The 20,496-nt window shown below is 43.0% G+C and carries 15 protein-coding genes and 1 tRNA gene; 5 read left to right on the top strand and 11 right to left on the bottom strand.

What is annotated here, in order from left to right:
• Position 1: 1 nt before the first annotated feature.
• On the bottom strand, positions 2 to 1,159 hold the full coding sequence (locus tag FFR00_RS08970) for a hypothetical protein (RefSeq protein WP_137673051.1): 1,158 nt from the start codon (positions 1,157 to 1,159) through the stop codon (positions 2 to 4).
• A gap of 144 nt (positions 1,160 to 1,303) precedes the next feature.
• On the opposite strand from FFR00_RS08970, the gene FFR00_RS08965 reads away from it, so the two are divergent.
• Positions 1,304 to 3,058, top strand: coding sequence for an IucA/IucC family siderophore biosynthesis protein (locus FFR00_RS08965; RefSeq protein ID WP_137673050.1), 1,755 nt, complete (start codon positions 1,304 to 1,306; stop codon positions 3,056 to 3,058).
• A 159-nt stretch (positions 3,059 to 3,217) separates the two neighbouring features.
• Here the strand turns inward: FFR00_RS08965 and FFR00_RS08960 are convergent, their stop codons facing one another.
• The 6 genes from FFR00_RS08960 to nikA form a co-directional block, all read right to left on the bottom strand.
• Positions 3,218 to 4,522, bottom strand: a complete 1,305-nt coding sequence (locus FFR00_RS08960; protein WP_137673049.1) for an MATE family efflux transporter — start codon at positions 4,520 to 4,522, stop codon at positions 3,218 to 3,220.
• Entirely contained in the window at positions 4,519 to 5,301 is a 783-nt protein-coding gene (locus tag FFR00_RS08955) for an ABC transporter ATP-binding protein (RefSeq protein WP_137673048.1), read from the bottom strand. The genes FFR00_RS08960 and FFR00_RS08955 overlap by 4 nt, the downstream gene beginning before the upstream one ends.
• Complete coding sequence (locus tag FFR00_RS08950; protein WP_137673047.1) at positions 5,302 to 6,108, bottom strand: ABC transporter ATP-binding protein; 807 nt, start codon at positions 6,106 to 6,108, stop codon at positions 5,302 to 5,304. It lies immediately after the preceding gene.
• Positions 6,102 to 6,932: a nickel/cobalt ABC transporter permease gene (opp1C, locus tag FFR00_RS08945; protein ID WP_137673046.1), complete on the bottom strand. Its 831-nt coding sequence runs from the start codon at positions 6,930 to 6,932 to the stop codon at positions 6,102 to 6,104. The genes FFR00_RS08950 and opp1C overlap by 7 nt, the downstream gene beginning before the upstream one ends.
• On the bottom strand, positions 6,929 to 7,873 hold the full coding sequence (gene opp1B, locus FFR00_RS08940; RefSeq protein ID WP_137673045.1) for a nickel/cobalt ABC transporter permease: 945 nt from the start codon (positions 7,871 to 7,873) through the stop codon (positions 6,929 to 6,931). The genes opp1C and opp1B overlap by 4 nt, the downstream gene beginning before the upstream one ends.
• A gap of 74 nt (positions 7,874 to 7,947) precedes the next feature.
• The gene (gene nikA / locus FFR00_RS08935; protein ID WP_137673044.1) at positions 7,948 to 9,534 is read right to left on the bottom strand and encodes a nickel ABC transporter substrate-binding protein; all 1,587 of its coding nucleotides are present in this window, start codon (positions 9,532 to 9,534) and stop codon (positions 7,948 to 7,950) included.
• 657 nt (positions 9,535 to 10,191) lie between these two features.
• Here nikA and FFR00_RS08930 point away from each other — a divergent pair.
• Positions 10,192 to 11,073 (top strand): NAD(P)-dependent oxidoreductase, encoded by an 882-nt coding sequence (locus FFR00_RS08930; protein WP_137673043.1) that lies wholly within the window; start codon positions 10,192 to 10,194, stop codon positions 11,071 to 11,073.
• A 110-nt stretch (positions 11,074 to 11,183) separates the two neighbouring features.
• Here FFR00_RS08930 and FFR00_RS08925 read toward each other — a convergent pair whose 3' ends face one another.
• The gene (locus tag FFR00_RS08925; protein ID WP_137673042.1) at positions 11,184 to 12,179 is read right to left on the bottom strand and encodes an HAD family phosphatase; all 996 of its coding nucleotides are present in this window, start codon (positions 12,177 to 12,179) and stop codon (positions 11,184 to 11,186) included.
• A 276-nt stretch (positions 12,180 to 12,455) separates the two neighbouring features.
• On the opposite strand from FFR00_RS08925, the gene FFR00_RS08920 reads away from it, so the two are divergent.
• Both FFR00_RS08920 and FFR00_RS08915 read left to right on the top strand, forming a co-directional pair.
• Positions 12,456 to 14,000, top strand: a complete 1,545-nt coding sequence (locus FFR00_RS08920; RefSeq protein WP_137673041.1) for an arylsulfatase — start codon at positions 12,456 to 12,458, stop codon at positions 13,998 to 14,000.
• A gap of 108 nt (positions 14,001 to 14,108) precedes the next feature.
• Positions 14,109 to 16,265 carry an ammonia-forming cytochrome c nitrite reductase subunit c552 gene (locus FFR00_RS08915; protein WP_137673040.1) on the top strand — a complete coding sequence of 719 codons (2,157 nt, stop codon included), beginning with the start codon at positions 14,109 to 14,111 and terminating at the stop codon, positions 16,263 to 16,265.
• A gap of 648 nt (positions 16,266 to 16,913) precedes the next feature.
• On the opposite strand, the gene FFR00_RS08910 is transcribed toward FFR00_RS08915, so the two are convergent.
• The 3 genes from FFR00_RS08910 to FFR00_RS08900 form a co-directional block, all read right to left on the bottom strand.
• A tRNA-Pro gene (locus tag FFR00_RS08910) sits at positions 16,914 to 16,990 on the bottom strand.
• Between the two features lie 86 nt (positions 16,991 to 17,076).
• Positions 17,077 to 18,891 carry a DUF3413 domain-containing protein gene (locus tag FFR00_RS08905; RefSeq protein ID WP_137673039.1) on the bottom strand — a complete coding sequence of 605 codons (1,815 nt, stop codon included), beginning with the start codon at positions 18,889 to 18,891 and terminating at the stop codon, positions 17,077 to 17,079.
• A gap of 29 nt (positions 18,892 to 18,920) precedes the next feature.
• The gene (locus FFR00_RS08900; RefSeq protein ID WP_137673038.1) at positions 18,921 to 19,139 is read right to left on the bottom strand and encodes a DUF1414 domain-containing protein; all 219 of its coding nucleotides are present in this window, start codon (positions 19,137 to 19,139) and stop codon (positions 18,921 to 18,923) included.
• Between the two features lie 75 nt (positions 19,140 to 19,214).
• On the opposite strand from FFR00_RS08900, the gene yejK reads away from it, so the two are divergent.
• Complete coding sequence (gene yejK, locus FFR00_RS08895; protein WP_137673037.1) at positions 19,215 to 20,219, top strand: nucleoid-associated protein YejK; 1,005 nt, start codon at positions 19,215 to 19,217, stop codon at positions 20,217 to 20,219.
• Positions 20,220 to 20,496: the final 277 nt, after the last annotated feature.

The following is a 20,496-nucleotide window of genomic DNA, read 5'->3' as shown; positions in this document are numbered from 1 at the left end:
ATTAATTTGGGGCTGGCTGTAATCGCGCATGCTGGTTGACGACCAACACCAGCGCGACCATCGCCAAACTAAAGACCCAAATAGGAGTGAGTAGGGGAATACCCAGCATTAAGCTAGCGCTAGCTACCGCTGTACCTATTAAGTAACCGGCGGTATGCGCTCTTGCTAAAAAGGCACTTCGTTTTGCTCTAAACGACAGCGTGGGATTGTTTAAATAGGCCTGTTGGCTGTACCAGCTGGGTAAGCCTGAAATAGCAAATGCCATTACCGCTAAAGCCAACAATACAAATGACCAGTTTGAGAGAGGTACGCTGAGTAGCAGGACTCCGACGAGTAGCGACCCGACTAATACTGCGGGTAAGCGAGCTTGGCTGCGAGCAAACAAAGGGAGCAACACAAACTGATACACGATGATGATTACACTTAAATAAAGCAGTAATGAGGCGTAAATTTTGGTTGCTTGGGCGCCTTGATAACCAAAACCAATCAGTAGTGGCAGTATCAAATATTGCACCATACTAACCAGTGAAGTGGTGAATACAGCCAGCAGTAAGATGTATTTGAATGGCAGATACTCAGAGAGGGAGGACGGTGTAGCTAAAGGTTTGTTTTGCTCTATCTCAGCTGGCCAGCTTGACTTCGCTACCAGGCAGTAAATCAGCGCTATTAAGGCAAACAACACTGGAGCGCTCAAGACCCAAAGGCCTACCAAAGGCAGTAGGGCGATGCAGGGGCCTAGTAGTCTGCCAATAGTAATTGAGCCGCTGGTTTTAGCCAGTTGTCCAACATTGCTGTTGTTAATTATTGCTAGGTAGCTGTGCGCTAGAATGATAAATGCGCTGCTAAACAGACCTAGCAGTAAGCGGCTGGCAGACACTAATAAAAGCGATGGTGATTCACTAACAAACAGGGTGAGGCAAAACACCAAGTTTGCGAGTAAAAAACCGCTAATCGCTAAAACAGTGCTACGCCACAAACCAAGTTTACTGAGCTTACTTCCCCAAAATGTAACGCCAAACCAATAGCTAATTAGGTTTATGTTTAGCACTAAGGCAACGAAGCCTAGGTCTTTTTCTGAATGGCTAAAACCTAGCAACAGCGAAAGCTCCGGCAAAAACGCCAGCACCAGTGTTTGGTTAAGACCTAGAAGAACTAACAAGCCGCGATACAGCAAAATACAACTCAAATACAAATGATAATAGTTTGCATTATCATTGTGTATTTTTGTGGCCTATGTCAATATCTTCATAACAAAAATAGCAATAAAAAATAAATCTGCTTTTACAAAGGATTAGGAGAAGTGATGTTTAACGAAGCGCATTGGCATGCCGCAAACGTAAATTTAGTAGCAAAAATTCTAAGTGAGCTGCATTTCGAAGAACGGCTTCAGTTTGAGACTGACTATGAACATGAGCATGACGGCGGACCTCACCTGTCGCGCTCTTATTTGCTTGTGGGTGCCCAACAACGCTGGGCTTTTAAAGCGAAGAAAACTATTTGGGGCATGTTGCTTATAGACCCAAGAAGCATTGAAGTGAATGACCAATGTGTACCTTTAGCAGCCGAATTACTGCTCGACATTCAAGTATTAATCGGCATTAACGATATTAATTTGGCAGGCCTGCTGGAGGAGATTCAACAGACCTTGTATAGCGATACGGTTCGCTGGAAACAGCAACAAAATGTCAACGCAACAGATTTGGTATTGTTAGACGAAGCGTCTCGCCAAGCGTATTTAGATGCCCATCCTAAAGCCATCGCCAATAAAGGACGCTTGGGGTGGGGAAGCGATGAGCTAGCTAAATATGCGCCAGAATCAGCCAAAGGCATTCAACTTAGCTATCTAGCGATTAAAAAAGAACTGTGTAAGGTAGGGTTTAAGCAAGGCTTAGAACAATCCACTTTACTCCGCGACACCTTAGGCGAGGCAGCATTAGCAGCCTTAGTGAAACCATTGCCTAGTAATTGGCAGGATGGTTTTTACATTTTTGCCGTTCACCCCTGGCAATATGAGCGTTTTATTCAAATTCAGTACGCCCAATATTTAGCGCAGGGAGAAGCGATTTATTTAGGCTGCATCACAGGTGATTGGTTGGCACAGCAATCAATTAGAACCTTAAGCTCTGCTGACCAAGCGCAGCCTTATGATCTGAAAACAGCATTAACCATTCTCAATACATCTTGTTTTCGTGGGATCCCGGGACAGTTTATTGCGCAAGGGCCGCGGTTATCCAGTTGGTTGGCGAACTTAGCTGTGCAAGATCCCTTATTTAGGGAACGAGGGCTACATGTTCAACAAGAGGTAGCTGGCGTGTTTTGTGCCCATCCCCAGCAGCAAAAAATAGCTGCTGGTGCTTATCGTTATAACGAAATGCTAGGGTGCATTTGGCGAGAACGTGCTGAATCACTAATCCCCAAACATCAGCGAGTCATGTCGATGGCAACCCTTATGCAAGAAGATAGCAACGGCGAAGCTGCCATTGTGGCTTTAATTAGTCTGTCTGAAATTAGCGCTGAAGCTTGGTTAAGAAAACTGTTTAAACATGTAGTGGTGCCGCTGTATCACTTAATGTGTCGATATGGTGTTGCTCTAGTGGCGCATGGGCAAAACATTACCCTAGTATTGGAAAATCATCAGCCTGCTGGCTGTACCATTAAGGACTTTCATGGTGATTTACGCTTGATTGATCAAGCATTCCCTGAGCTAGAAAGTTTAGATAAAGAGGTGGCAGATACCTTAACGCGCTTACCAGCTCACTATTTAATTCATGATTTAGTGACAGGGCACTTTGTTACGGTGTTACGTTTTGTTTCTCCCAAACTACAACGAATTGCGGTGTCTGAGCAGCAGTTTTATCGCTGGTTAGCTGAAGAAATCTGCGATTATCAAGCCAGCCACCCTGAGCTAAAGCCTCGTTTCGAGCTATTTGATTTGTTTAAACCAGAAATTGAAAAGATTTGTGTTAACCGAGTACGGTTTAAAATTGGTTACGGAGATAGCGAAGAGCGTCCTTTGCCGGAGATTGGCAAGCCAATATCTAACCCTTTATGTTGTTAAAAGGAAGATTGGAGCATGCCGTTAGTAAGATCAACGATGAGAAGCCAAACAGATAGGTTTATAAACTCAAATTTGCTTAATCTTCATCAAAGCTAACGTAAACAATAAGGGCAAGCTCAGCTTACCCTTATTGTTTTTCGATTTACGCGTTTAACTTAGTCAAAGGCATTTTTTCTTCACATCAGAAAGGTAAGGGTACAGAAACACAAAGCGACCTACATAGAACATGATAAAAGCGAACCATAAGCCGCTATTCCCCCATGGTTCTAATGCAAAGTGCACCACCAGCAAAAAGACAATTAAAGTAAATACGCTCGAATTTCTCACCGGTTTTGTGGTACCAGTGCCGGTAAAAATACCGTAAATAGTTAGTCCGTAGCCGGCAACTAGTGGAAATACTAACAGCCAAGCCGACATGTCCTGATACAGCGTGACTAACTCGGGAATTTGCGTGAAGATTAACACTAAGTCATGCTGGGTTAAGGCGATTAGCGCGGTTAACAGTGCAACAAAAATGCTGGTCCATTGCCAGTTTAAGCTTAAGGTGCGTTTAAGCAGGGCAGGGTTCTTTTGGCCAACAGCTTTACCGGCAAATACACTAGACGCATTGGCAATACCATCGAACATATAACTGACTAAAAATGTTACCTGCATCATAATTGCGTTGGTGGCGAGTACCTCTGCGCCTAGCTTAGAGCCGCTTCTTGCCATTACGTTGAAGAACACCAAAATACATATTGTTCTTAGCATTAAATCGGTATTGGAGGAGATAATGGTGGCGAGATCTTGCTTACTCATTCGCATATAGCCAATGTATTGGAGAAGTGAGAAATGACTGCTCTTGATCACCAATATAAAACCTATCGCAAAAGTTGCGGCTTGGGCGATTAAACTGGCGTAGGCAACACCTACTACCCCAAGATCAAAACCTAATACAAACACCGCATCAAGGATGATGTTAAGTACGTTGCCAAATACTTGAGTAAACAGGGTTTCTTTTACTTTGGCTTGACCCATCAACCAACCAATAATGGTGTAATTGAGAAGCACGAGCGGTGCGCCCCAAATGAGTATATCGAAGTAACTTTTAGCGTGAACAGCAACATCAGGTTGGGGTTCTATTACCGCCAGTGCACCTTGCCAAATGAAACTTTGAGTGGCAACAAATAAGAGCCCTACACACCCTGAAAGCATCAGGGGCCTAATTAAACTACTTGCGCGGTCTTGATCGCTATTTTTCCCCATAGCAATGGCACTTTGGCCGGTAGTACTCACCCTAAAAAAGCCAAATAGCCAATATAGGGTATTCATAATTACTGTACCAATGGCTACGCCGCCAATTAACTCGGTTACTCCTAGTTGGCCAATTACTGCTGTGTCAACAGCCCCTAAAAGGGGTTGACTTAGGGTGGCAATAATAAAAGGTATGGCGATTTTGTAATAATCGTTATGGCTTAAGGTCATTTATCTACATCATTAATATCAAAGGGGATTTCTAGGTAACTGGCGGCATTTAATAAGTTTTTTGTATACTCGTTAGTCACCAATGGCAGGGCTGCAATATCGTTCACTTGCTCTACAATTTTACCGTCTTTAAAAAACATCAAGCGGTCACACAGGTAACTCGCCACAGCGATATCATGTGTGATGAACAAGTAAGCAATGTTGCGTGATTGCTTCAGTTCAAGCAGTAAGTCCAAGATTTGCACTTGAATAGAGACATCCAGCGAGCTGACAGCTTCGTCGAGCAAAATAAATCTAGGATTGGCTGCGATGGCGCGAGCAATGCAAACTCGCTGTAACTGCCCACCACTTAATTGGTGCGGATACCTTGCTCGCATACTGTCTTCAAGGCCTACTTCAATCAGCAGTTTACTGATTTGCGCTTTTAATTGTGATTTCTCAAGGCCTTCATTGATCAGTGGTTCGGCAATAATTTGGGCAATGTTAAGTCGTGGATTGACCGAGGTATTGTAATCTTGAAACACTACGCTAACGGCTTTGTGCCGAGGCAACTGAGAGATTTCATTGCTGAATGTGACCGAACCACTATCTTGTGTTTCTAAGCCCAAAATAACTTTGCCTAAGGTACTTTTACCGCTGCCAGATTCCCCTACAATGCCTATGCATTCACCTTTATTTAAACTAAGAGAGACACCTTTTAAAACATCTTGGTAGCGTTTAAAAAACCAGCTGTCGTCTTTAGCAAAAGACTTAGTAATGTCTTTAAGTTCAAGCAGCATTTATACGCCTCCCATAACGTGTTTAAAACGATTGATTAACTTCAGTCTGGTATCTATCAGGTAACGGGTATGCTGGCTGGAAGGCGCGTTAAACACTTGCTGAGTGCTACCGTAATCAACCATTTTTCCTTGATGCATGACTAACACTGAATCGGCGATGTGCGATACCAAACTGAGATCGTGACTAACAAAAATAATGCTCGTACCAAAGCGTTCTCTCACCATTTGTAGCTCATTGATGACTTCGCGCTGGCTAATATAGTCAATGGCAGTGGTGGGTTCATCTGCAATAATTAGCTTTGGTTTTAGTACTAAGGCTAAAGCCACCATGATGCGCTGCAGCATGCCTCCGCTTAATTCATGAGGGTATTTGCTTAACAGATATTGCGGATTTTTAAGGTTTACTTTGCTGAGTATCTCGCAAAAAAGCTTTTTAGCATCAGGTGTTGAATGAGGCTGATGTTGCTTGATGGTTTCAACTGCTTGGTTGCCTATGGTAAACAGCGGGTTAAACGCCGTCATTGGGCTTTGCATTATCATGGCTATTTGCTGTCCACGCATGTCTTGGCGCTGTTTACTCGGCATTGTTAACAAGTTTTCACCGTCAAATATGGCTTGCCCACTCACGCTAAATTGCTCGCCAAGTAAGCCGTTAATTGCGGAGCAGCTGACGCTTTTACCGCTGCCAGATTCTCCTAATATGCCTAAGCATTGGTCTTCTTTAAGAGTAAAGCTCACGTCACTAACTAAATGAGATTGGGTGTTTCCTGTTGCTACCGATACGTTTAGCTCTCTAACCTCTAGCATTGTTTATGCTCCGTTCTTGGGTCAAGCACATCGCGTAAGGCATCGCCTAACAAATTGCAGCAAGCCACTACAACCATAATGGCTAATCCCGGTACTATCATTTGTTCTGGGTTGGAAAACAGGACTTCTTTGGCATCGTTTAGCATGGCTCCCCATTCCGCCGTTGGCGGCTGTACCCCAAGGCCAAGAAACGACAGGGTAGAGATACTTAAGATAATCCAACCTAAATCAAGTGTGGCTAAAATGATCACTTCAGCGGTGATATTTGGCGCCAGGTGTTTAGCAAAGATAAAGCGCTGCGGAGACTTCACTGTTTTCGAGTACAACATGTAGTTTTTGTGATTAAACGAAATCACCGAGCCACGCACAATACGCACGTACCAGGCTATTTTTGCGATGAAATTGGCCAAAATAATGTTGCCGATCCCCGGCCCTAGAATGCCAACAATACTTAGAACAATGATTTCATAAGGAAACGACAGCATGACTTCGCAGGCACGCATAATTAAGGCATCCACCTTGCCTCGTAAATAACCCGAAATAATGCCAATTAACGCGCCTACCGCTGCGGTAATCACCATCGTGATGAGCGAATAGTAGAGGGTAGTGCGGACACCAAACAGTAGTCGAGAGTAGATACACCTTCCCAGATAATCAGTGCCTAAAGGATACTCTCCAGACATGGGTAATAAGGTGTTAATCACGTCGGCTAAGTTTGGGTCGTGAGGCGCTAAAAACGGTGCAAAAGCCCCCATTAAACAAATAATGGACAATAGGATTAAACAAATTAGTGCGGTTTTATTATTGAGTAGGCGCTGGGTCATTGGTATTCGCCTTCTGATTTAAGGCGTGGATCGATCACCGTTTGCAGGATATCAATAATCAAGTTCGACAGAACAAACAAGCAACCCATCACCAAAATGTAAGCTTGAATCACCGGGTAATCGCGATTAAAAATTGCCGATAGCGCTAGCCGGCCAAGCCCAGGAATGGCAAAAATACTTTCAATAACCACTGTGCCGGCAATTAAGCGAACCACACCAATACCCAATGCTGTCATTGAGGTTTGTAATGAGTTTTTGAGTAAGTGCTTCCAGATAACTTGGTATTCAGATAAGCCTCTAGCCCGAGCATAACTTACGTAATTATCTTGCATGGTGTCGAGCATTGAGTTGCGAATTAAACGTATATACGTGGCAATGTATGCCATACAAAGTGTAATTGAGGGCAATGCGTAGTGGCTCCAACTGGTTGCGCCGCTGCTTGGTAGCCAATACAATTTGATAGAGAAAAACCAAATCAGAATAAAGGCTAACCAGAAATTGGGCATGGCGGTACTAGCAAAAATAAAGGTTCGAACGATTTTGTCTAGCCAATGGTCTTTGTACACCGCACTCAATACGCCTAGAGGAATACTCACTGCAATGAGCAGAACTAATGAGATGCCAGCCAAGGTTAAAGTGTAAGGAAAGCTCCTCGCTAGTTCGCCAAATACAGAGCGATTAGCGTTAGTAAACGAGGTGCCAAAATCGCCTTGTAGCGAAGCACTTAGCCAGTGGGTATAACGCACCAAAAAAGGTTGGTCTAAGCCCAGCTTTATACGGATCTCTTCAATGGCTTCTTCGCTGGGTGTTGTGTCGTTTACCCTTAAGGCGACTTCGGCAGGATCTGCCGGAATTAAGTTAACCATGGTAAAGGCGATGAAAGACACCAGCAGTAAGGTGATGCAGGCGCCAAGCATTCGCTTAAAGATGTATTTTGCCATTATTAATTTTTACCAAAAATAGAAAAACTGACGCTCATCTCTGAGCGCCAGCTTATTACAGCAACAGTAGCGTGTTATTTAATAGACATACGCTGCAGCGGAATTTCGAATTGAGAAGGATTAAAACCTACGCCTTCGAGTTTTTTATTGAAAATTGCACGGTTTTGCTCATAGGTTAGCGGTATATAGATGGCTTGATTGTGCAGCGTTTCTAATACATAGCTGTAGTGAGCTTGGCGTTCTTGTTCGTTGGTGGCTTCTAGGGCATCCAATATATGCTGGTCTAACTGAGCTTTTTCAGGAATGCCTTGCTGCGCAGCGTAATCGCCATAAACGGGTTTACGCATGCCACCCAAAAATGATTGAGGATCATAAGGAGTACCCCAAGAAATATTGAATGAAAGGTCAAATTCGCCGTGCTTTAAGCGGTCGCGGTGGGCTTGTTCTTCTTCACCTACAAGATTTAAGGTTAGCCCCAGCTTCGACCATTCACTTTGTAAGTACTGGGCAATGGTGCGCTCAACTACCTTGTCACTGTCGTAAGACAAGGTGATCTCAAAGGGCTTTCCGTCTTTCTTGCGCACCTTTCCATCTAATGTCCAACCGGCAGCATTAAGCAATTGCTCAGCTGTTTCAACATTGTATTGGTAAGGTGTTAGCTCAATGTCGGCGTAAGGTACATTGCGAGCCAGCAAGGTGTCTGCTGGTTTCTCTAGGCCCAACAAAATGCGCTCGGCAATAACCGCTTTATTGGTGAGGTGGCTTAAGGCTTGACGTACTCTGGTGTCATTTAGGTTGTCGCTTTTTGAATTCAAGATCAGCATTCGAGTAGATACTGGCTCAGACAGAATCGTGTTAAAGCGAGGATCAGTTTCAAACTGTTTAAATGCGCGTGCGGTTATCAGTTGTAAACCATACACCATATCTACATCGCCACTGCGCAGAGCTAACAGTCTCGCTTGGTTATCAGGGATAACCTTAGCAACTATCTTTTCTATTTGTGGCTTTTCCCCCCAGTAGTTAGCGTATTGTTCAAAGCTAGCTTGTTGGTCAACAGTGTTGCTACTTAATTGATAACTCCCGGTTCCTACATAACAAAGAGTGCCGTCTTTGGTGGTTCCCTCTTTAAAACATTTAGGTGATAAAAAGCGAAACGGCCTAGTTACACCTAACTCTACCAAGAATGGGTAGTATGAATTAGCAAACTCCACCTCAATGGTATGGTTATCTACAACTCGAACGCTCTGCTTGCCAGTTTCTTCTACTTCTAACATCAAGCGAATCGACTCAAGCCAAGTATGGCGATTACCATTGTCTAGCAGGGCATCAAAGTTTTGCTTTACGACTTCGGCATTAAATGGTGAACCATCAGAGAAAGTTACACCTTCACGTAGTGTGAATGTATATAGCTTACCGTCTTCAGAAACCGACCAATTAGTTGCTAGCCATGGCTCAAGCTTGCCGTTTTCACCTAAATGAATCAGACCTTCAAATAGTAGGTTTTGAGCAAAAATTTCCCCTCCATAAAGATGAGGGTTCAAATCGCGAATATCACGGTAATTAGCAAAGGTTAATGTTGAGTCGTTAGCCAATGTAGCTGGGCTGGTTATTAAGGCACTCGCGAAGCATGTAGCAAGAGTAAGCAGTTTCATTAGCGTCATAGATTTCTCTCATATGAAAATGGGAATCATTATCATTTGGCGATATGAGGATGATAATAATTATTATTTAGCTTGGCAACCATGATTTGAATCAACTTGTTATTACAAGGCAGGGGAAAATATGAATTTGTTGTCTACATACTGTAAAGACTGACATTAAACGGCCTTTATCGCTGAAATTTAAGATGGGGGAGTGGCGGGTTATTTAGCCAACAATGATCAGTTTTATGTGTTCACCATCGTTCTTTTTAGCGCTTTATCTAAAAAGATGTTCTTGAGCACACCTGAAGTCTACAAGTGACATTGGTTACTTCGACAAATGAAAGTGTGGGGTATAAACAGTGATTTGATTGCTAGCACTGGTAAGTGCCTTGTTGTAGCTCTGCTTCACATTAAGAAGCTTTCGGCTGTAGATGATAAGTCATATTAATGAAGATTTAAGCTTAATGAGTGGCAAATAAAGGCGCAGTACTTAGCAGATAAACTAGCTAGAACTATAGCTTGCTAGCCACTATCGGTACTTTTCTTGAGTAATAATTTAGTTTTTATAGCCTAGTTATCACTTTTAACAGAAAAGCTTGTTAATGATTGCCTAAATTGATACGTGGGTATATCATGGTCTTATTGTAATACAATTGATTATTTTAGGAGTTTGAAATGACAAAACCTGTCATCGGTTTCATCGGTCTTGGCCTTATGGGCGGCAACATGGTTGAGAACCTACAAAAACGTGGTTATCAAGTAAACGTTATGGATCTTAGCGCTGACGCCGTTGCTCGCGTTATCGATCGTGGTAATGCTACTGCATTTACGTCGGCTAAAGAATTAGCTGCTGCAAGTGACATCGTTCAGTTTTGTCTTACAACTTCAGCTGTTGTTGAAAAAATTGTTTACGGCGAAGATGGCGTATTAGCTGGTATTAAAGAAGGTGCAGTATTAGTTGACTTCGGTACGTCTATCCCTGCTTCTACTATCAAAATTGGCGCCGCTCTTGCCGAGAAAGGCGCAGGCATGATCGATGCGCCTTTAGGCCGTACTCCTGCTCACGCTAAAGATGGTTTGTTAAACATCATGGCTGCTGGTGACCAAGCGACTTTTGATAAAGTAAAACCTGTTCTAGAAGAGCAAGGTGAGAATGTGTTCCACCTAGGTAAACTTGGTGCGGGTCATACTACTAAGCTAATCAACAACTTCATGGGCATGACTACCGTTACTGCTATGTCTCAAGCATTTGCTGTAGCAAAACTTGCGGGTGTTGATGGCCAACAGTTGTTCGACATTATGTCGGCTGGTCCTTCTAACTCGCCGTTTATGGCTTTTTGTAAAAACTACGCTGTAGACAGCAACCCTAACCTAGGTTTCTCAATTGCTAACGCAAATAAAGATCTTGGTTACTTTAATGAGATGGTTAAAGACTTAGGTAGCGAGTCTCTTATTGCTCAAGGTACCTCTACTAACTTGCAAGCCGCTGTTGATGCTGGTCTTGGTCAAAGTGACGTACCTGTAATCTTCGACTACTTCACTAAACTAGAGAAGTAATTCGAAGACCACCTTACTACTGCATATTAGCTACTTGCTTAGCTAGGCAGTAGTAGGGTTCAATCTTCACCTCACCGTTACTAAAACTGCTTTCCAAGCCTAAATTCAAACTACTTTTTAGCGGGGAAAATTGTTTTCCAATCCTGCTTCATGTTTACCACTGTCCAGCCTTTTTCTTTGGCCTCATCAAGTCCCTTATCAAAACGCCCAATACTAGACTCTCTATCATAGGCCCATTCACGCTTGTCATCGGTATGGTGGACGTATAACGCAAACCTTGCACCATCGCCGGCCGTTGTCCATTGCAGCATTTGTAAGTCGCCATCTGAATTGCCAAAGGCTGCTATAGGTCGGCGGCCTATTTGCTGATGAATGGCCACCACTTTTCCTTCTTTATCATCGTAAAAATCCAGCTCTGGCTGACGAATTAGAGTAGGGGAGCCATCCTGTATTTCAAATTCCACTTGAATGCTGCTACCGATCACTTGTTCAGGTGGAATGCCATAAACTTGCTCGGTCCAAGGGCGCATAAATTCTATACCACCGCCGGAAACAATGAATGTTTTAAAGTTGTTTTCTCGAAGATAATGCAGCAGTTCTAACATCGGTTGATAGACCATTTCGGTGTAGGGTCTGCCTGAATCTGGATGAATGGCTTCAGCTAGCCATGCGTTAACGATAACTTCAAACTCATTGGTGCTCATCCCGGCATGGCTGGCCATAACTAACTCTAAAATAGCATGTTCGCCACCGGCCAAAACACTTTCCATATCGCCTTTTAACACAGAGGCGAAGGGTTCTTTGGTTTTCCATTCAGGGTGCTCAGATGCTAAAGCTTTGATACGATTGATGGCAAAAAACAACTGGAAATACACCGGTTGTTCAGCCCACAAGGTGCCATCGTTATCAAACACCGCTATACGTTCTGACGGCGGGACAAAATCAGCTGAATCAGTGCTTACTACATTTTCTACAAAGGCAATAACCGATTGTTTAGCCTTACCCTCGTTCCAGGAGGCTAGTGGAGGGTTTGTCTCGGCTATTCCTTTACCTATAAAGCACAAGATAAAAAATAGCGGCAGCATGGTTAACTTAATGTTGTTCATCGTATTCCATCCCTGAATCGTCAAAATATGCAGAAAAAATCAAACAACAGGACTATGGAAGTAAATCTTTAAATACGCCAATAAATATCCTAAATAGTCTCAAAATAAGGCAGCTCGTCGGCTCCTTCAATAGGATTAACTGTTTGCTCTGCGCTATTGGGCGCCAATGGTACAGGGAACTGATTGCTTTTAATTATTAAAATGATTTTGACGCTTCAAAGTTTCCAGACTGCTGCTACGCTTTTAGTGACTTTTCTAACAGGGAGCGTTTAGCAGATGCTTAAACTTTTAAAAGATAGTATGACTTTATTGTCTGCTGGGGCACTAGGTTTGGCGTCAGCCAGCTTAATGGCTGCAGAAAAACCCAATATCTTGGTGATTTGGGGAGACGACATTGGCCAATCTAACGTCAGTGCTTATACCTTTGGCTTGATGGGTTACAAAACCGCCAATATCGACAGCATTGCCAAAGAAGGCATGATGTTTACCGACTATTATGCCGAGCAATCTTGTACTGCGGGGCGCTCTACCTTTATTACCGGTCAGAGTGTGTTGCGCACCGGCCTAAGCAAAGTAGGGTTCCCAGGCGCAGATTTAGGTTTACGAGCCGAAGATATCACCATCGCTGAAGTACTAAAACCAATGGGTTATGCGACCGGACAGTTTGGTAAAAATCACTTAGGTGATAAAGATGAGTTTTTACCAACGGCTCACGGCTTTGATGAATTTCTAGGTAATTTGTACCACTTAAATGCGGAAGAAGAACCTGAGAATGTCGATTATCCAAAGGATCCTGAGTTCCGCAAAAAATTTGGTCCTCGCGGTGTGATTAAGTCGTCTGCCGACGGAAAAATTGAAGACACCGGGCCATTAACCAGAAAGCGCATGGAAACTATCGACGACGAAACGGTAGAAGCTGCTATGGCATTTATGGAGAAAACCGTAAAAGCGGATAAGCCATTTTTTGTATGGTGGAATGGTACTCGAATGCATTTTCGTACTCATATAAAGCCTGATTTACAAGGCAGCTCTGGGGTGAGTAATTATGCAGACGGTATGCTAGAACATGACCGGCACGTAGGTTTATTGCTTAAAAAAGTGGATGATTTAGGCATAAAGGACAACACCATTGTGTTTTACTCTACCGATAATGGCCCACATATGAATAGCTGGCCTGACGCTGGTTTAACGCCGTTCCGCGGTGAAAAAAATACCAACTGGGAAGGGGCTTACCGCGTGCCTGCTATGGTACGTTGGCCGGGTAAAATTAAGGCTGGTGAGGTATCAAATCAAATCATGCACCACATGGACTGGTTGCCAACCTTTGCTGCAATTGCCGGAGATGACAAAGTAAAAGACAAACTGCTCAAAGGCCACAGTGCCAATGGTAAAGATTTCAAAAATCACTTAGATGGTTATAACTTCCTCCCATATTTGATGGGGAAAGAGGAAGTAGGGCCGCGTGATGAAATGTTCTATTTCTCTGACGATGGTGATCTCACAGGACTCCGTTATAAAAATTGGAAGATAGTCTTTATGGAGCAGCGAGCTCAAGGCACTTTGCAGATTTGGGCTGAACCTTTTGTTGAGCTGAGGGTGCCTAAAATCTTTAATTTAAGAATGGACCCTTATGAAACCGCAGATCGGACATCTAATACCTATTGGGATTGGGTGATTGATCGAGTGTATTTGCTGGTACCGGCGCAAACTTATGTTGCTAAGTACCTAGCTAGCTTTGAAGAGTTTCCACCTCGTCAAAAAGCAGCAAGTTTTAATGTCTCCCAAGTGATGGAGAAATTACAACAGCCTGCGTCTAAATAATTTATATTAATATCAAAAAAGGGCGCAACTCGCCCTTTTTTAACGTTTTTTTGTTGTTAGACTAATTGTATTAAGCCCCGATTGATTGTATTGCCCATTGAGATTTCCATGTGTTTTCTAAAGCAATGTTTTAAATTTTTCTTCATTCTTATCAGTCCTATTGTGCTAGCCCAGGAATACGTAGGTAATCAAAGTTGTGCTGCTTGCCATAAAACAGAAGTGGAAAACTGGTTGCCTTCTCATCACGCAAAAGCGATGCAACTTGCTACCGATGAAACAGTATTGGGCAATTTTGATAATGTGAGATTTGAGACAAATGACGGCTGGACAAAGTTTTTTCGGGACGAGCAAGGTTTCTATATAGAGACAGGAAAAACCGACGAAGTAGGCAAGCGTTACTCAGTGCCTTATGTTTTTGGCTACACGCCACTGCAACAGATTTTGGTTGATATCGGTAGTGGCCGTTTACAAGCTTATACTGTGGCTTGGGATTCAAGAACTAAAGCACAGGGAGGGCAACGTTGGTATAGCCTTTATCAGCAAACCCATACTTCTGATACCCCGTTTTATTGGAAGAGCCAATTTAATAACTGGAACGCACGCTGTGCCGAATGCCACTCTACAGATCTAAAACGTGGCTACGATGCCGCAAAAGATGAATATGACACCACTTGGAGCGAAGTCAATGTTAGTTGTGAAGCTTGCCATGGTGCAGCAGCTAAACATGTAGCCTTAAAAAGTGCTGATAACGCTGAGAATACCGATGAACCAAGCGCTAACTCAGGTTTTGACAAAACCTTGCTCAAACGCAGCAATTGGATATTCAAGCCAGAGCAAGCTAGCGCCGAGCGTTTAGACAATGGACTTGTATCTTTAGACCATGGCCAAGTAGATCAATGTGCTGCATGCCATAGTCGGCGAACGGCGCTTACTGACGGGGCAGGACCGCACAATTTCTCGCAACATTATATTCCTAGGCTGGCAGTACCTGATCTGTACCATGCTGATGGCCAAATACTTGATGAAGTCTATGTTTATGGCTCTTACAGCCAAAGTAAAATGGCCGCGGCAGGGGTGGTATGTAGTAACTGCCATGAGCCACATAGTGGCAAAGTGCTAAGCGCGGATAATAGTTTGTGTGCCCAGTGCCATTTATCTAACCAATTCGATACTCCTGAGCATACTTTGCATGACGCGGGTTCTGAGGGGGCCCTGTGTATCGATTGTCACATGCCTTCGCAGCGTTACATGGGGGTGGATGATAGAAGAGACCATAGTTACCGGATTCCCAACCCATGGGTAAGCGAAGCCTTAGCTTCGCCAGACGTGTGCTTAAATTGTCATCAAGATAAAAATACCGAGTGGTCTCAACAGCAACTGGAACATAAAAAAGCCAAAGTATTTGGTGCTTATGATGATATAGGCACTGCTTTATACCTAAACTCGCAAGACCCAACACTTGGCCAACAGCAAATTGCTTCATTGATATTAGATGAAGAACAACCTGCAATGCGCCGAGCGGTATTGCTTAATCATCTAGATGTAAATATTAGCAGTAATCTTGAGCTGCTAAACTCGGCTGCTAATAGCCCGCAAAGTGTCGTTAAATTAGGCGTATTAAATGCCCTTGAATCAGCGCCTTACGCCATGCAGCTACAAATAGGTTTTGGTTTACTTTATGACGAACATAAAAATGTTCGACTACAAGCTATTCGACTATTAGCTCCTGCATTTAGGCAAGCATTGCCTGAAAAGGCTCAACAGCCCATGCAAGATGCTTTAATGGAAGCTGTGCTGACTTATCAAGGGCAACAAGACTTACTTTCAGCGCAACTCGCTTTAGCTGATTTAGCTTACAAAGTTGGGGATCTTGAACAAGCAAGCATCCAGTATTTAAATGCGATTGATCTTCAACCTAGCTTTTTGCCTGCCAAGTTAAATTTAGCTAGTGTGTACCGGGAGAGTAATCAGCTAGAAAAAGCCCAAGTGTTGCTACAAGAAATTTTGAAGGTAGAGTCCAATCATCCAATGGCTTTACATAACCTTGGCTTAATTTATGTGGTAAAAAGACAGTGGGCTAAGGCGCTGCAAGCCTTACAAAAAGCGGCAGGCTTAGAGCCCGATAATCACCGTTTCGCCTATGTGTATTTACTAGCCTTGGAAGCCAGTGGTAATTTAGAACAAGCAAAAAAACAGCTAGCTAAGCTAGAGGTGATGACGCCTGGTGACCCGGCATTATCTGAAATTCGCCAGCGCTTAAAGTAGTGATAGGACACTACCGTGATGTTGACTGTAGTCGGCGTATTCCTCGCTGAAAAAACACCTAAATTCGCCTAGAAGTTTTAGCGTTTAGTTTAGGTGTTGAGCTCAGCTAGCAATTTGAAAGTGTGTAACCCTTCAGAACACCCCTCTTCGGGAATTATGACTTAATTAAATTGTTGTTTATCTTTACTGCCGTTTTAACGGCGCTTTTCAAGTATTGCATCATCACTGGGCTTAGTAAGGGGAGGGCTGCAGCTACTTTGACTGTAATGGATTCATTTAGGTTAATGCCGTTTCCATTCTTACGCCAATAATTAAGCTACGTTTGTTTTCTGCGGTTTTGGAGAAAGCTTCTCAACCCCCTTTAGTGATTATGGCCATGCTAATACCTCCAAAACCTATCGATATGGTTGTATTTGCAGCCACTTTACATGGCTGATTGTCTTTACCATTTATGATGATGAGAGCTTACAGTTAAGAGGCTTCTGCTTCATTGTTTGAAAGCGGAATGTGTTTACAAAAGTACTGAGTGTACTGATGGTATTAAGGGTGTAGCTATTCGGTATAGCTATTGCTGGAATATATAAGAGAACAAATGTTGGAACTCATCAACAAAAAAGCCCGTAGCTCATCGAGCTACGGGCTTATATATGGTCGGAACGAGAGGATTTGAACCTCCGACCCCCGACACCCCATGACGGTGCGCTACCAAGCTGCGCTACGTTCCGAATTGAATCTGAATTTACTTATCAAACCGCTTAGTGTCAATACACGGCTAGTGTTTATACGCTTAAGTGCTCAGCGATTGTACAAATTACTGTTCTGGCTGATAAAAACGTTTTAAGTCGTTTAAGACTTGTACTAGCATTGGCACAGAGACTCGGGCATTACTAGGGTTTAAGTCACGATCAAGTACCTGGTAGCTGCCAGATTGGTTAAATAAGGTAATTTGATTACCCTGTAATACGGCTTGCTGTTCTTGGTTACCGATTAATAACCAATCTCGCTTACGTTTGGAATAGATATTTTGTCCATTGCTATAGTCGGCACTATTTGATGTAACACCTAACATCCCTTCCAAAATAGTAGGAATAATGTCGTTATGGCTCGTCTCGTCGTGCATAAGCGTGGGGAGACGATCTGGCCAAGATATAAACAAAGGAACCTGAGTTTGGTAGCGACTAAAGTTACTGGCATTACCCCAATAGTTGCTGTTGTTATCGTCTAGCTCGTTTCCGTAGTCGGACGTTACCACTAAGATAGTATTTTCTATCTGACCCGTATTAGCGAGCTCTTGGTAGACTTTTTTAAGTTGTTTATCTACGTTTTGAGCGGCTTCGAAATAATGCTGCTTGATTAACTCCGGCGTCACTTTTTCCATACTTTCGCCACTAGCGTTATCGTATGCTGCTACGCCATTTAGATACAAAAAGTTGAACCAAGGTAGCTGAGAATATTGACTGTGTTGCCACATTAACCACTTTTGCAGCGCTTGCTCATCGCCTGCCGCACCACCAGGCCACTTGGTCATATCAAGATTTTTAAGAGCACTAAAGCTTGAGCCTGCGATTTCCGGGGTGTTTAATCCTTTACTGCTAAACAACTCTATTTGGTAGTTATTGTCTTGCAGAGCAGAGACTAAAACTGGGCTTTGTCGGCCTGCTTTTATACTTGGCCAATAGCTAGTGGGTAAGCCATAAAGCAGGCTTAGCATACCTTCTGGTGATTTATTACTACCACTAAAATGACTGAAGAATTGGCTAGAATTTTTAGCTTGTCGCCAGCTGTGGGGCATTGCTTCTTTTGTCAGCATGTCCCAGCGTAAACCTTCTACAACCACTAGCATCAAATTATAGCGTTGTTCTACATGGCCATACTTGATAGGCGATATCGGGTATCGCATGTTGCCTTGTTGCTTTTTCTCTTGAGCTTTAATGCCTTGATAATAAGCATCAACATCAAATATACCTTGTTCTTGTAAGAAGCTACGGGCAGTTAACGGATAGAATAAGGGGTAGTTATTCTTTTGCTGGGTAATTGTTCGGTAGTTGGTTGCATCGGCCCAAGCATGCACAAAGTGGGTTAATACAAAACAAACAAATAGAATTGCCGCTAGCGGCACACCCAAGCGTTTGTGTTCTAATCGGCGTAAATATTTCCAACACAAACGGGCTAGCCACAATTCCAGCAAGAAGATAAAAGGGACTGAAACAAACAGTAAATTAAGTGTATTTGCTTGGCTATTTTGGTCTTCATCTAAGAGCAGCTTTAACAACTCAGGGTTAAGGTGAAGGTTAAACGTAGCAAATACTTCGGTATCTACAATAAGTAAGCTGATCCCCACGGTAGCAAATAAAGCACCCACAAATCGCATTGACCGATTGCTAGGGATAACAAAGCTAAGAGGGAATAAGGTGAGTAGGAAAATCACAAAGGCGATAAATGAAAACTGCCCTAACCAGCTTACTAATAAATAGCTTTGCCCCAAAAACGTTTCTGGCGGCGCAGCTAACACTAAATAGCGTAAGCCAACAATTAAGGCCAAAATAATGTTAGATAAACAAAACCAATGCCCCCAGCTAATTAACTGAGACACTTTGTCACGGTACTGTTTTGAGCTATTTACCATTGCGGGCTTTACGGTCCTTTGCTTTATTCTTATTTTTCGTCAATTGAGCTTTGAAGGGCTTTTGCAAATCCTTCGCTTAGCTTTTTACGTTGCTCTGGCGCAACCCGTTGATTGATCAAACAGGTGGTAGCATTACCGAGTACCATAAGGGCTAAATCGGTAGTTACATTATGATTATCGACTACTTTGAGTACGTCATTAAGTAATTGTTCCACTTGCTCTGTGGAATATTTTGAAACTATTGCCATTACTTCTCTGCAAATTTGCTGGTAAAGACGCGTATAATAACCCACCTTGTCAGCAAACACTAACAGTAAGAGACTATGAGCATTTCCCTAAAACACCTTATTTTACATTCGCTAGAACTGACTGAAGACGGCACTATTGCTCTGCAAGCTAGGAGCGAAGAGATGGCTCATAGCGAAGAAGCGCTTAGTCTTATAGAAGGCCTGCATCTCAACTACAGTGGGCGAGCTGCCAAAGGTTTTGGTTTCTATAATGAAGAGAACAATAGTCCTTTTAAGCTTCAGTTAGATGCTTTACTAAGTGAAGAAATCGATTTTCACCGCTACAGTGTAGATAGCGGCACAGTATTAGTAGAGGAGCTCAAAAAGTATGAGTTTATCGAGCAAGGGGTATTGCTACTGGCCAACTACGAGCATGTAGCGGGTGAATACCTGTTAATCATGTTGTTAGAGAATAAGATCTCTCCTGCAGTTGATGACAGCTTAGAGCTAACCGCTAGTCGCTATTTAGAAACAAGTTCTGTGCAGTTAGCGGCGCGCATTGATATTACCGATATGCAGCGTAATCCTGAGTCTCAACGTTATGTTTCTTATGTAAAGGGAAGGGCTGGACGAAAAATTTCTGATTTCTTTGTGGAATTCTTGGGTTGCGATGATGGTTTAGACGTAAAGGTGCAAAATGCGGTCTTAATGCAAGCCGTTGACGACTACTGCCAAGCGACCCAATTAGATAAAGAAGAAAAGCTTGCTTATAAAGGTGAAGTAAAATCTTATTGTGAACAGCAACTTAAAGATGGTGAAGAAATCGTAGTAGGGGAGTTAGCTAAAGCCCTGCCCACTGCCGAAGACACCGTAGACTTTTACCAGTTTGCCGCCGAAAACTACCCTTTGGAGGATCAATTCCCTGCCGATCGTACAGCGCTTAAGAAATTGGCTAAATGCTTTGGCCAAGGTAAAGGTGTTTCTGTAAGTTTCGAACAAAAATTGTTAGGTGATCGCGTTTTTTACGATGAATCAACCGATACATTGACGATTGTAGGTGTGCCGCCTAACTTAAGAGAGCAGTTAAAAAATAACAAATAACTTAATTAACAAGCATGAAAAGGTTATCAGTTTCAAATGTGTTGTAAAATTACCACATGGAAAGGTTTTCACAGGCTTGGTGGGTTATTTTTGTTGTTTTATTACCACCGTTAGGTGATAAAACAACCGCTCAGGGCACGCGGGGCCTTGCTCTAGTGCTTTGTAGTATAATTTCAAAAGTGCGAGCTAAGTCATGTGCTCGCGTAGGCAATTGGGCTAGAATCAAGCGCAGCAAGTAACATTGCGACCCAAAATTATAATCATAACGACAGTTAAG

The sequence above is a fragment of the Agarivorans sp. Toyoura001 genome (genome assembly GCF_005405585.1).
GTDB lineage: Bacteria > Pseudomonadota > Gammaproteobacteria > Enterobacterales > Celerinatantimonadaceae > Agarivorans.
The sequence above is the reverse complement of the archived record's forward strand: the minus strand, read 5'-3'. Positions and strand labels throughout refer to the sequence as shown.

Excerpts from the sequence above, each read along its gene's own strand:
- FFR00_RS08920 (WP_137673041.1), top strand. The coding sequence starts at position 12,456 with ATGCTTAAACTTTTAAAAGATAGTATGACTTTATTGTCTGCTGGGGCA.
- FFR00_RS08915 (WP_137673040.1), top strand. The coding sequence starts at position 14,109 with ATGTGTTTTCTAAAGCAATGTTTTAAATTTTTCTTCATTCTTATCAGT.
- nikA (WP_137673044.1), bottom strand. The coding sequence starts at position 9,534 with ATGACGCTAATGAAACTGCTTACTCTTGCTACATGCTTCGCGAGTGCC.
- FFR00_RS08955 (WP_137673048.1), bottom strand. The coding sequence starts at position 5,301 with ATGCTGCTTGAACTTAAAGACATTACTAAGTCTTTTGCTAAAGACGAC.
- FFR00_RS08925 (WP_137673042.1), bottom strand. The coding sequence starts at position 12,179 with ATGAACAACATTAAGTTAACCATGCTGCCGCTATTTTTTATCTTGTGC.
- FFR00_RS08960 (WP_137673049.1), bottom strand. The coding sequence starts at position 4,522 with ATGACCTTAAGCCATAACGATTATTACAAAATCGCCATACCTTTTATT.
- opp1C (WP_137673046.1), bottom strand. The coding sequence starts at position 6,932 with ATGACCCAGCGCCTACTCAATAATAAAACCGCACTAATTTGTTTAATC.
- FFR00_RS08900 (WP_137673038.1), bottom strand. The coding sequence starts at position 19,139 with ATGGCAATAGTTTCAAAATATTCCACAGAGCAAGTGGAACAATTACTT.
- FFR00_RS08930 (WP_137673043.1), top strand. The coding sequence starts at position 10,192 with ATGACAAAACCTGTCATCGGTTTCATCGGTCTTGGCCTTATGGGCGGC.
- opp1B (WP_137673045.1), bottom strand. The coding sequence starts at position 7,873 with ATGGCAAAATACATCTTTAAGCGAATGCTTGGCGCCTGCATCACCTTA.
- FFR00_RS08905 (WP_137673039.1), bottom strand. The coding sequence starts at position 18,891 with ATGGTAAATAGCTCAAAACAGTACCGTGACAAAGTGTCTCAGTTAATT.
- FFR00_RS08965 (WP_137673050.1), top strand. The coding sequence starts at position 1,304 with ATGTTTAACGAAGCGCATTGGCATGCCGCAAACGTAAATTTAGTAGCA.
- yejK (WP_137673037.1), top strand. The coding sequence starts at position 19,215 with ATGAGCATTTCCCTAAAACACCTTATTTTACATTCGCTAGAACTGACT.
- FFR00_RS08950 (WP_137673047.1), bottom strand. The coding sequence starts at position 6,108 with ATGCTAGAGGTTAGAGAGCTAAACGTATCGGTAGCAACAGGAAACACC.